At 47.9% G+C, this 12,962-nt stretch carries 8 protein-coding genes; 4 read left to right on the top strand and 4 right to left on the bottom strand.

What is annotated here, in order from left to right; all coding sequences use genetic code 11:
- Positions 1-281: 281 nt before the first annotated feature.
- The 3 genes from hemE to KV201_RS01535 all read left to right on the top strand — a co-directional run bounded on the left by hemE (position 282) and on the right by KV201_RS01535 (position 5,221).
- Positions 282-1,346 (top strand): uroporphyrinogen decarboxylase, encoded by a 1,065-nt coding sequence (gene hemE / locus KV201_RS01545; protein ID WP_006079904.1) that lies wholly within the window; start codon positions 282-284, stop codon positions 1,344-1,346.
- Between the two features lie 416 nt (positions 1,347-1,762).
- Positions 1,763-4,342, top strand: coding sequence for a bifunctional diguanylate cyclase/phosphodiesterase (locus KV201_RS01540; RefSeq protein WP_226058369.1), 2,580 nt, complete (start codon positions 1,763-1,765; stop codon positions 4,340-4,342).
- Between the two features lie 75 nt (positions 4,343-4,417).
- The gene (locus KV201_RS01535; protein ID WP_006079907.1) at positions 4,418-5,221 is read left to right on the top strand and encodes an SDR family oxidoreductase; all 804 of its coding nucleotides are present in this window, start codon (positions 4,418-4,420) and stop codon (positions 5,219-5,221) included.
- Positions 5,222-5,239: 18 nt separating this feature from the next.
- Here KV201_RS01535 and KV201_RS01530 read toward each other — a convergent pair whose 3' ends face one another.
- The 4 genes from KV201_RS01530 to purH form a co-directional block, all read right to left on the bottom strand.
- Entirely contained in the window at positions 5,240-5,467 is a 228-nt protein-coding gene (locus KV201_RS01530) for a hypothetical protein (protein WP_006079908.1), read from the bottom strand.
- 171 nt (positions 5,468-5,638) lie between these two features.
- Positions 5,639-8,872, bottom strand: a complete 3,234-nt coding sequence (locus KV201_RS01525; protein WP_226058323.1) for an ImpA family metalloprotease — start codon at positions 8,870-8,872, stop codon at positions 5,639-5,641.
- Positions 8,873-9,049: 177 nt separating this feature from the next.
- The gene (gene purD, locus KV201_RS01520) at positions 9,050-10,348 is read right to left on the bottom strand and encodes a phosphoribosylamine--glycine ligase (protein ID WP_226058322.1); all 1,299 of its coding nucleotides are present in this window, start codon (positions 10,346-10,348) and stop codon (positions 9,050-9,052) included.
- 130 nt (positions 10,349-10,478) lie between these two features.
- Positions 10,479-12,077: a bifunctional phosphoribosylaminoimidazolecarboxamide formyltransferase/IMP cyclohydrolase gene (purH, locus tag KV201_RS01515; RefSeq protein ID WP_226058321.1), complete on the bottom strand. Its 1,599-nt coding sequence runs from the start codon at positions 12,075-12,077 to the stop codon at positions 10,479-10,481.
- Positions 12,078-12,429: 352 nt separating this feature from the next.
- On the opposite strand from purH, the gene zntR reads away from it, so the two are divergent.
- Positions 12,430-12,960, top strand: coding sequence for a Zn(2+)-responsive transcriptional regulator (gene zntR, locus KV201_RS01510; RefSeq protein WP_115333766.1), 531 nt, complete (start codon positions 12,430-12,432; stop codon positions 12,958-12,960).
- Positions 12,961-12,962: the final 2 nt, after the last annotated feature.

Here is a 12,962-nt window from a genome sequence, read left to right as displayed (position 1 = left end):
TATAGCAGGCTCGATGCGACGAGCTTCTTGATTGTTCTTGCTAGCGCAGACTTTTTATACCAAAGGCTGGGAACCAGCGCAACTTTTTTCTGTCTGAGTGTGACTTCGTTACGAATAAATGAGCAGTATGTTATCGGGATAACATTTTCCGGTTTATGTGGTCAAATCGACGCCAGCGATGGGGAATAGCTCACATAAATTAGCACATAAAGGTTACATTATTCGCGTAAATGCTAAACTACCGACCCAGCGGATCTCAATAAGACTAGGAACCAAGCCCAATGGCAGAATTAAAGAATGATCGTTATTTACGCGCCCTACTAAAAGAGCCAGTCGATGTGACCCCTGTGTGGATGATGCGTCAAGCTGGCCGTTATCTTCCTGAATATAAAGCTACGCGCGCACAAGCGGGTGACTTTATGTCTTTGTGTAAAAACCACGAGCTTGCCTGTGAAGTCACGCTGCAACCTCTACGCCGATATGATCTTGATGCGGCGATTCTGTTTTCCGATATTTTAACTGTGCCTGATGCTATGGGTTTAGGTTTGTATTTTGAGGCGGGTGAAGGCCCACGTTTCGAGCGCCCTACAGACACTATCGATGCAATTAAAAAGCTATCAATCCCAGATCCAGAAGATGAGCTTGGCTATGTAATGAAAGCCGTGAGCACTATTCGCCGTGAGCTTAATGGCGCTGTGCCGTTAATTGGCTTCTCTGGCTCGCCATGGACCTTAGCCACTTATATGGTTGAAGGCGGCTCGAGCAAAACCTTCGAAAAAATTAAAAAGATGGCCTACGCTGAGCCAATGGCATTACACATGCTGTTAGACAAGCTAGCTGATTCAGTGATCTTATACCTGAATGCCCAAGTCGCCAACGGCGCACAATCTTTGATGATTTTTGACTCATGGGGCGGTGCGTTATCGCACTCAGCTTATCGCGAGTTCTCTTTGCGTTACATGCAGAAGATTATTGATGGTCTGACACGCTTTGCCGATGGCCGTAAAGTGCCTGTGACGCTGTTTACTAAAGGCGGCGGTTTATGGTTAGAAGCGATGGCAGAAACGGGTTGTGATGCGCTCGGTTTAGATTGGACGGTAGACATTGCCGATGCCCGTCGCCGTGTAGGCCATAAAGTGGCCCTGCAAGGCAACATGGACCCTTCAATGTTGTATGCCCCTATTCCACGCATCGAAGAAGAAGTGGGCCATATCCTAGCAGGTTATGGTGAAGGTACTGGTCATGTATTTAACTTAGGCCATGGTATTCATCAGCATGTCGATCCAGAGCATGCTGGCGCCTTTATTAAGGCGGTTCACGCACAATCAAAGCAATACCATAAGTAATTTTCAGATTTGCGAAAACTGGCCCGCTTGCGGGCCAGTTTTATTTCTGACATTTAGAGTTGATAAAATTGAAAATTTCTCGCGCAGCTATCTTTATGGATTAGCGTATGCGGGGGTTTATCTCGTCTGCGAGTCTAATAAATGTTACGTTAAAATAACAACTTAAATACTCTCCTGTTACACCTGGTTTATCGCATAGGGTCTGGATAAAATAAATGTCGTCAGTGTTTATTAATCAATTTAATGTGTTAAATCAAAGCGCTTAAATTGATTTAATTGCATAATAATGTCTACTTTAGCAACGACTAAAGCTAAGTGATGTTTAATACTATTCGCAAATGAGATATGTTGCATGGCGCAGTGAAGGATTATGCGAAGCCGTCGATCGATTTAGTCAGAATAAGCCGTGGTATGAGATGCACATTGGCAAGAAAATATTGGTATTTATTGCGGGCTTTTGTCTCCCTGCGGTGGTAATTGTCTCCTATTGTCTGGGTTGTTGGTATGACCATCGCGTCGAGCTATTGCGCCAAGACAGCGCTAACCGTGAGCTTGCTAATATCCAGCAGCAGTTTCAAATTGATGTCGACCGCTTAACCTTTCTCACGAATATCTACGCCTTACCTTTGTCTCAGTTAGACGAAGAGCAACTTAAGAAACTAGAATCCTCGTGGCACGATAGCTCAATGTCGGCCAACCTAAGTTGGTATATTTTACGCCAAGGAGAGCTGCACACTTTTTTCCCCAATGCACATCCTTTTGCCTCTGATAAGCTGCAGGAAATCGCCAGCGCCATCATCAATGCTAATAAACCCAGTGTGGTAGGCGCTTATTTGATTGGCGAGCAGACTTATGTCATCACCGCCGTGGCTTCTGCGCCTAATGAGTCTGTGCTGCTAGTGCGCCAGTTGACCAATAATGACTTACTAGAGTATGCGCAGGCCTTATTGGTGACTAAAGTGACTATGAGTCACTCTAACGCTGTTACGGCAAGTGTTGAGGGCGTTCATAGTGACACCATTGAAATCCCCAGCTTGTTAAAAGACAAACCTGTTTACCTGCAAGTGCAGTTCTCCGAGGGGCCCTTCCAAGAGGTGAAATTTAAGCTCGATTGGGTATCGCTCGGGTTTATTCTTTTTGGCGTATTTATTGTTGGCCTTGGCTATATTTGGCTGCGCTCTGGTTTACTCAAACCCTTTAAAAACTTGATGCGGCAATTGGCGCTGGTCGATCCTATGTCCAGTGTCTATCAACCTGTCACCAGTGAGGGTAATGAGGAATTAGAAGTGCTTGCCAGCCGCGTTAATAGCTTGCTGGCCAGAATTTATCAACAGAAAGAACGCGCGAAAATCACCTTAGAATCTATTGCAGAAGCGGTGATTTTAACCGACGTCGATGCCAAAGTGATTTATATGAATCCGCGGGCCGAGTCGCTTCTGGATGTCGCCAGTTGTTATGCCCTAGATCAGAGCCTCGCGAGCCTGTTAAAGGCTGGCGAACAGTTGAATCAGGCGGTCTTCACTTGTATTCGTCTTGGCGAATCATCACCACAGGTCGAGAAAATCAAGCTATTAACTGCTTCGCCTCGGATTATGGAGCGCAGTATCAGCAATCTGCGCAATCACGATAAAGAAATTGTTGGTACTGTCGTGGTATTGCGGGATATCACTCAAGAAGAGTTACTTAAGCGCCAACTCCAAAAAAGAGCCAATTTCGACAGCATTACTGGGCTGCTAAATCGTCAGGCGTTTGATGAACAGCTTCCTCAATTTGCCGCCTCAGCTAAAACCATCGCCGTTTGTTATCTCGATTTGGAGCAATTCAAGTTGATTAACGACAGCTGTGGCCATACTGCAGGCGATCGTATGCTCGCTATGGTGGCTAAGGCTATGCAGGCTTGTCTTGGGCTACAGGAGCTGTTGGCGCGCCTTGGTGGCGATGAGTTCGGTTTAGTGATTTGTAATCGCAGTGCTTTATCTGTGGCGCAATTACTCAAACAAATGATCGCACAAGTCTCGCTGCAAGTGCTGAATGACAAAAACTGTAACTATAAAGTCGGCCTCAGCATAGGTGTCGCCTTTGGTCGTGCGCCCTATATTGATGCACAAGAATTATTGAAAGACGCGGACATTGCCTGCATTGCCGCTAAAGCTAAGGGCGCCAATCAAATTCATTTTTACGATGATAAAGATAAAGAGCTCACTTACCAAAGAAACGCGCCTAAGTGGGCGGTACGTATCGCGCAGGCGATTGAAGAAAACGAGCTAATTCTGTATTACCAACCGATCCGTGGGTTAGGCAGTGGTCCGCAGCGACAACGCATGGAAATCCTGCTGCGAATTCAAGAACCCTGTGGCCGTATTTTGGCGCCTGCGCAGTTTATTGCCGCGGCTGAACGCTTTAAGCTGATGCCTGACATAGATAAAGAAGTGATCCGCAAAGCCTTTTTATGGTTATCTTTGCATCCGGTGCTTTGGCCTGATCACTGTATTTCGATCAACCTTTCGGGCAATAGTTTAGGCGCCGAAGGTATGGTGGAATATATCGCCCAGCAGCAGCATATTTTTGATATTCCAAGTCAATGTATTTGCTTTGAAATTACTGAAACCACCGCGATCCAAAATCGCAATCGTGGTATGGAAATGTTGAAGCAGTTACGTAAGCTCGGTTTCTCGTTTGCCTTGGATGATTTTGGTAGTGGTTTCGCCTCTTACGGCTATCTGCGTGAATTACCTGTCGATTATGTCAAAATCGATGGCTGTTTTATTAAGAATCTTGCCGTGAACGCCAAAGACTACGCCATCGTTAAATCGATTCAAGATGTATGTCGGGTCATGGGGATCGAGACCGTGGCTGAGTTTGTTGAAAATCAGGATATTATCGACAGATTGTTGAGCATCGGGATTAACTACGCGCAAGGTTATGCGATAGGGCGCCCACAACCCTTAGCTAATTATCGTGAACAATATGAGATGAGGCTTGCACAACGCGCGTGAAGGATTGCGCTTTTAGCGTGATTATGCCAATTTAGCCAAAGGCGTAATTAACATGGCGATAACAAAGGAATGACTATGGATGGACTCACTGGCAAGGTCGTGATTATCACGGGTGCCTCAGAAGGTATTGGTCGGGCACTCGCAGTGGCAATGGCGCGAATGGGCTGCCAGCTAGTGATCAGTGCACGCAATGAAACACGTCTCGCTTCACTCGCCTTAGAAATCGCTAATTATGGTTTACCTCCCTTTGTATTTGCTGCCGATGTTTCTCGTGCTGAACAGTGCGAAGCCTTAATTGAAGCCACGGTCGCGCATTACGGACATCTCGATATTTTAATTAATAATGCCGGCATGACCATGTGGTCACGGTTCGATGAGCTTACTCAACTGTCTGTACTCGAAGACATTATGCGGGTGAATTATCTTGGGCCTGCGTATTTGACCCATGCCGCTTTACCCCATTTAAAGGCCAGTAAGGGCCAAGTGGTCGTTGTGGCCTCAGTCGCCGGATTAACGGGCGTACCCACTCGTAGCGGTTATGCTGCATCTAAACATGCCGTGATTGGTTTTTTCGATTCATTGCGGATTGAGCTCGCGGACGATAATGTGGCGGTGACGGTAATTTGCCCTGATTTTGTGGTGTCACAAATTCACAAACGCGCCCTTGATGGTGCGGGTAATCCTTTAGGCAAGTCACCGATGCAAGAAGCTAAGATACTGACGGCCGAGCAATGCGCCAATATGATGTTACCTGTGATTGCGACTCGAGGCCGACAACTTATCACTTCACTTCGCGGTCGTTTGGGGCGTTGGCTTAAGCTGATCGCGCCAGGTTTAATCGACAAAATTGCCCGCAGGGCGATCGCCTCCGGGCACTAAAATCTTTGCCACTACAAGCTATTTACCACTCTTATTGAGATGCTTAATGATTGATTGTTCAGCCTCGCTTTGCGTTGCTTTTTCCCCTTGTTTGTCGATTGTGGCAGTGGCCATATGACCTGTCATATCCTCTGCAATATGGAACCAATCTGGATGCCAGTAAAAACTCTTTCCTTCTAGCGTTCCCCAGTTGTGCACACCTGATTTTTCGCCTTGATAAATAAGATCTTTTATCGAATAACCCATATATTTACCTCATTAATTTCATGATTGTTAAAAATATAAGAAGTTAAATGGTGCACGTCATCTGAGCCTAGGTATGTGCTTTAGGTCACATTTTTCAGGTAAAAATAAACCCCGCCAGAGCGAGGTTTATCAGTTGCGTTAGTATCTTAGCGCGATTAAGGCTTAGTGCACTTATGGTTTGGTGCACTGGGTTGGCGAACCCACGCCTTTCCACTGTGTAGTGCCATCAGTGAGTGACAGTGACACAAAGGTTAAACCTTGGCTCATGTTCGCTGGCGGCAAGTCAGTTTCTAGCTCATACATGCCCATGGGCATAGTACCCGAGGTCGTATTAGCGACCGTTTGCGCGGCTGCAAGGCTTGAGTAGCGCAGACCCAACATATCAAAGTGGCTACGCCAATCTTTGCCTGTGAGCTGACTCAAAGACACCAGCATAAAGTCGTTGCCGGGGATATCTTTCACGGTTTTTCCGCCGTAGACACTATTGCCGTCAAACGGAAATTGGCTAAAGCCCAGTTTGCTGCGGTTCGCTTCCCAATCACTGGCGTTATTGGCATATTTGCCGAAAATACGACTGTGTTGATACAGCAAGGTAAAGAGATCAAAGCCATTGTTCAGAGTGGTGCCGTCACTGAGCGTCATGCCGTGAGCTTTTAGTGCCATTTGGATGTAAAACGCCATGCGATAACCGTTATGCACAGCATAAGCATTACTGGCCCAAGGCGCTGTGTATCTGTCTTCACCAGCATCAAGCACTTTACAGTTAGCCCCAAATACTACACGTTTGCCGCTGGTGTTTGTTGTACCCGCGGCATCGGACATAAACACATAGAAGAGATCTTTGTGGTTCATGTGGCCATCGGTCACTGTGTCTGTATTGCCATCGCGCAGATAATGGGTTTTCCACTTCACTACATAAGGGAAGATATTGTTGGAGTTTTCGCCAGCACGACTACTATAACCTGCCCAGTTGTCACTATTGTTTGCCGCTGCATATTGCACATTGAGGCGGTTCGTTTGCAGATTGTGGCCTAATTCATGGTTATCACCCCAACCCATTGGGTCGATATTCCATGCCGCATCCCAAGGATTACCACTACAACCGGCGCCGCACTGGGCATTTTGGTCATAATTGGCGTGTTGAATAATAGTGCGGGTATGCAGACTATTGTCGATACAGTCGTCGCCAAACAGTCCTTTGCAGGCCGCCAGCACATCGGCGGGTAAGGATTCACTTAGACTCTTACCTTGAATTTTAAGGCCAGCTAAGGTGTAAACGCTGTTGATATGGTCATCGACAATGCTGTTGAGTAGCGCGTTGACATCGGGCAGATCGGTACCGATGGCGTTTAAGAAGCGGTCGCGACGTAGATGCTGCTCTGCACCATCGGTGCGCAAGTCTACATGGGGTAATTCGGTGTTTTGAATGCGATCGTTAAAGGCCGCGATTTCAGCTGGATTGGAGAAATCCATAATGGTCGGATGTTTAGCGACATGCTCAGCGTTGACATCAACACTTAACGCGCCATCAACACTCGAAGCATCACCATTGATGTATAGATAAATCGGCCCGCCGTAGGGGGAGGAAAACTCAATACTTTTCCCTTGTGCTAAGCGCAGGCGTTGCTGCGCCAGCTCCAAGGGGCCGCGATAGACTTTCTGCTCATAGGCGCGATTAGTGTTACGTCTGTGGTAGTTGAGTTTGATCTCCACATTCGCAGCGCTGCTATCGAGGCGAGTAAGTTTTATGGTTTGCCCCGGCAGTGCATACCAGCCCGTGGTCGTCCATTGGCCTGTATAGGGCACGCTAATGGTTTTACGTTCTGTGACAGTCGCAGGATAAGCGTAGTGCGCATTGCTGCCCTTGCTGAGGTTAGCTCTGTCGGTGACATATTCACCCAAGTCAGGCTGGGCTAAGTTATGGACGCGGGCATAGCTGACGGTCCAATCGGCAAACAGAGCCTGCTGCCACTGTGCGTGCTCGCTGTAGGCTATGGGGTAATCAATCTCGCTGCGATACTTATCGGCGAGTAACAGTCCGGCCTTCATCAAAGGGAAGTCTGTCTTGGTAAACACATCAATTGCATTGTTATCTAAGGTTTCAGCATTGGCTCGATACCAATCAGCACCCGCTTTGAATGAGTCAACAAAGGCGGCAGCATTACAGTTGAGATAATTGCCTGTACAGTCGTTAAGCACTGAGGTATCGAAGCTTGCTTCATTGAGCTTGCTGAGCAAATTATTTACCTTGGTCAGGGCAGTATCTTCAGCCAAAACATCAGTCACACTGAGGTCGCTTGCATTGAGCTTTGACCAATAATTACCTGAGGTTGAAAGTCCCATTTCAAGATAAAGCGGCGATAGCATTGGGCTTTGATTGCGCCAGTAGTTTGAGAGCAGCAAGGAAATGCCCGCCGCTTTGGCCTTAGTGATAGCAGCTTTAATGCCTGCAAAACCCAAGGACTGACGGTCTATGTCACTAATCACTATCACATCGGGCTTGAGTGTGTCGATACAGTTGCTTAACTCACTGTAGTCACAGGTGTTTGCCGCATTAATGCTATGGGCTGCGGGGTAGTTGTTTGCAAGCCAAGTGCGAATACCTTCGTTATGGGGAAAGTACCAACTGTCGGCTTTGCTCGGCATTTGGGTGGTGACTATGTTGAGGCCGTCAGTTTTATCGCCTCCCTTGGTCAGCCAGCCTAAAAGATTTTTCAGCAAAGTATCGGTTTGAGCTGAAGTGTTGACGGAAAAGAGATTTCCCGCCATGGCCGCATATCTTTGCCCTTGTTGCTCGCCTGCCATCACTAACCCGCGAACCGCGCTTGCGCCACTGCCATCGACATTCGATGGCAAAACAGTAAAAGTGTTCTCTGGCATAAAGCTCGAAAAGGTAATTGAGTCGTGGGTCGGATGCCAAGTGATGCTGCTACCGACACCTTGATATAGCTGATTTATATGGGCTTTACGTTCGATGTCGATATTAGCGAGTTCGGCGATGCTGAAATCAATTAACTCACTCGCACTGGTAAGCCTGTGGTCTTGGTGCTTAATGGCATTTTCGGCGTTAGTAATGAATGTCGGCGTGATAGTGCAATCTGCCGTTATTGCCGCAGTGGTGTAAGTTAGCGCATTGAGCGTACCACCACAGCCAGTAATGCCCTCAAGCGTAAAGCCGGTATCGGCAGTAATGCTAAAGATGGCGCTTTTGCCTGACTCCGCTTTTTGACTGCTTGGATCTAAGTTTCCGCCATTAACTGACGCACTGCTGGCAATGTATTGCACCGGTACGGGAGGTTGGACTGGCGGCTGAGTTGGTGGTGTGGTCGTGCCAGCATCTTCTGAGCCACCACCGCATCCACTAAGCAGTATGGCGATGGAGGCGCACAGCAGTCTAATCCTCATGGGGAGTCCTTGATATTTAGGTATTTAACATTTGGTTGACATTGTATCTCGTTGCTCCAATTTTCAATAGAATTAATTATGTAATTTCATTGAAAATCATGACGTTATATTTGACGTTCGTCAAAATTCAGGCACAAAAAAACCGGCTTCTGGCCGGTTTTTTAACGCGCCTAGCAATTAGTCTTGCTGTTCACGTGCAATCGCGCGGTAGCCAATATCGGTACGGAAATACACATCATCCCAGTGGATTTCATCAACCAATTTATAGGCGGCTTTTTGCGCTTCGGTCACGGTGTTACCCAGTGCAGTGGCGCAGAGTACGCGACCGCCGTTGGTGACTACGTGGCCGTCTTTCATCTCAGTGCCAGCATGGAACACTTTGCCATTGTTATCACCAAGGCTGAGACCGTCAATCACATCAAATTTGCGATACTCATCTGGATAACCGCCAGCGGCTAATACCACGCCCACGGCTGCGCGCTCGTCGTATTCAGCTGTCACTTTATCTAACTCGCCACGGGTGGCCGCTAAACAAAGTTCCACTAAGTCAGACTTTAACCGCATCATGATTGGCTGAGTTTCTGGATCGCCGAAGCGGCAGTTGTACTCAAGCACTTTGGCACTGCCGTCTGGAGAAATCATCAAGCCAGCATACAAAAAGCCAGTGTAGACATTGCCTTCTGCGGCCATGCCATCAACCGTTGGGCGAATCACGTTTGCCACAGTCCAATCGTGTACCGCTTGAGTCACCACAGGTGCTGGCGAGTAAGCGCCCATGCCGCCCGTGTTTGGACCATAGTCGCCGTTATCGCGAGCTTTATGATCTTGGCTGGTCGCCATTGGCAGAATATTTTTGCCATCGACCATTACGATGAAGCTAGCTTCTTCACCTTTAAGGAATTCTTCAATGACCACGCGCGAACCCGCATCGCCAAACTTGTTACCGGCGAGCATGTCATCAATCGCGGCATCGGCTTCAGCTTGGTCTTGGGCAATAATCACGCCTTTACCTGCGGCTAAACCGTCGGCTTTAATGACCACTGGATAACCAGTGGTGGCCGTTAATTCACGCACGAAGGCTTTAGCATCGCTGATTTCAGTGCAGTTTTTGTAACCCGCTGTTGGAATATTGTGGCGGGCTAAAAAGTCCTTAGTGAAGGCTTTTGAACCTTCTAGCTGAGCTGCCGCCTTAGTTGGGCCAAAAATCGGTAAACCTGCGGCGTTGAATGCATCAACTACGCCCATCACTAATGGCGCTTCTGGGCCGACTATAGTCAGTTCAATCTTATGGGTTTTCGCAAAATCGAGCAGAGCAGGAATGTCGGTGGCGCTGATCGCCAGATTTTCAACATTAGGTTCTAGGGCTGTGCCCGCATTGCCTGGCGCAACATAGACAGTTTCAACTTGAGCCGATTGTGCAGCTTTCCACGCTAGGGCATGTTCGCGACCGCCGCCACCAATAACTAATACTTTCATGTTAAGTCATCCCTTAGAGTTTTATGTTCTGTGTAGGTACACTGTGGTCGAAACCAGAGTGCGGTAAAACAAAGAGTGGTAAAACAAAAAAGCAGCCAGTACTGATTGAGTGCTGGCTGCTTAGTGGCGATTAGTGACGGAAGTGGCGCATGCCCGTCATCACCATGGCCATGCCGTGCTCGTCGGCTGCGGCGATGATTTCTGCATCGCGCATTGAGCCACCCGGTTGGATGATGCAGCTAATGCCCGCAGCCGCTGCGGCATCGATACCATCACGGAAGGGAAAGAAAGCATCGGATGCCATTACAGAGTTCACTACTGCTAATCCTTCATCGGCGGCCTTGATACCAGCGATTTTCGCGCTGTAAACGCGGCTCATTTGGCCTGCGCCGACACCGATAGTCATGCCGTCTTTGGCATAAACGATAGCGTTAGATTTAACGAATTTTGCCACTTTCCAGCAGAACATTAAGTCCTTCAGTTCGCTTTCGGTTGGTTGACGTTTAGAGACTACTTTGATGTCTTCTAAACCGACCATGCCTTGGTCACGATCTTGCACTAACAAGCCGCCGTTAACGCGTTTGTAGTCTAAGGTTTGGGTCTTAGTGTTCCACTGACCACATTCCAATAAGCGCACGTTGGTCTTCTTGGCAACCACATCGCGCGCCGCTTGGCTGACGCTTGGGGCGATAATCACTTCAACGAATTGACGCTCAACGATAGCACTTGCAGTCGCCGCATCTAACTCGCCGTTGAAGGCGATAATGCCACCAAACGCAGACGTTGGATCAGTTTGATAAGCGCGGTTATAGGCATCGAGCAAGTCTTTACCTAAGGCTACACCACATGGGTTTGCGTGTTTAACGATAACGCAGGCGGGTTCCAAGAATTCTTTTACACACTCAAGGGCGGCGTCGGTATCGGCAATGTTGTTGTAAGACAAGGCTTTGCCTTGTAACTGAATTGCCGTCGCCACAGAGGCTTCATCAATTTTAGTGTCGACATAGAAAGCCGCCGCTTGATGGCTGTTTTCGCCATAGCGTAAGTCTTGCTTCTTCACTAATTGGGTATTGAACGTGCGTGGGAACTTAGAGTCAGCAAAGCATTCGTCCGTGCTGTGTGCAGGAACCATAGTACCGAAGTAGTTGGCGATCATGCCATCGTAACCTGCGGTGTGCTCAAAGGCCGCAATCGCTAAGTCGAAACGCGTCGCATGGGTCGTGCTGCCATTGTTAGCCGTCATTTCTGCCAGTACGCGTGAGTAATCGGCCGCATTAACGACTATGGTGACGTCTTTGTGGTTTTTTGCCGCTGCGCGCACCATAGTTGGGCCGCCAATATCGATATTTTCGATAGCGTCTTCTAAGGTACAACCGGCTTTAGCCACAGTTTCAGCGAAAGGATAAAGGTTAACCGCAACCAGATCGATGGCATTGATATTGTTGTCGGCCATCACGCTTTCATCAAGACCGCGGCGCGCCAAAATGCCGCCGTGCACTTTAGGGTGCAGCGTCTTAACACGACCGTCCATGATCTCAGGGTGTCCTGTGTAATCAGATACTTCGATAACAGGCACGCCGTTATCCGCTAACAGGCGAGCGGTGCCGCCAGTTGATAACAGTTCCACACCTTGGGCGTGAAGTGCTTTGGCGAACTCGAGAATTCCGGTTTTATCTGAAACGCTTAACAGCGCGCGACGAATGGGTCTGGCATTATTTGCAGCAGTCATTTGGGTACAGGGTCCAGTTATTTTAGTTTCAAGGATCTTTCGGAAAACAGAACAGCCTTAGCGCTGCACTGCTTTCCAAAAGTCCCTTGGTCCTATTTTTACTTTATTAGCTAACTTTTTATCCCTTCATCACGGCGCGCGTATTCTAACGTAAAACTCGATTTACGGGTGTTTTTTCTGCGTGATTTCACAATATTCATATCAGAACAAAGTGACGTGACTCGGCCGACTTTATGTAAAGTATGAATTACCCCTTGACCTTAGAGTAGGCTCCAAGGTTTATACTCGCATTATTGAGTTGTATGCTGGAAATACTCCCTGAGTTGGGCGCGATTTCGCAAAGGATGAAGACATGTATCGTATTGGTGAACTGGCGGATTTGTGTGAGGTGAAAGCCGACACGTTGAGATTCTACGAGAAGCACGGTCTGCTCGCGCCGTCGAGCCGTACCGAGTCAGGCTATCGAGTGTATACCGAGGCCGATGCCGCGCGACTGCGTTTTATCTTACGGGCTAAAGCTGTAGGTTTTACCCTCAATGAAATCAGTGAATTGCTTTCAATTGAGCTTGATAAATCTAATCGCGTCTGCGCCGATGTGAAGGGTATGGTTGATATTAAATTGGCCCAAGTACAGGCCAAAATCGCCGAGCTGAATCATTTTCAAACCAGTTTACAAAGTCTGTCCGATGCCTGTTGTGGCGGGCCGCGCAGCGCCGAACATTGCTCGATTTTAGAGGCGTTGGAATCCAGTACTGAGCGGGTACGTGTTGAGCATCATTCTCATGATGGAAATCAGCACGAAACGCATCAGCACAAAGCACATCAAAATGAGTCGCACCAGCATACTCACGGCAAAACAATCCATGATGAGTCAGGGAATTAATT

It is taken from the genome of Shewanella sp. SR1 (assembly GCF_020447145.1).
Lineage (GTDB): Bacteria > Pseudomonadota > Gammaproteobacteria > Enterobacterales > Shewanellaceae > Shewanella > Shewanella baltica.
This window is presented reverse-complemented; position numbering and strand designations above follow the sequence as displayed.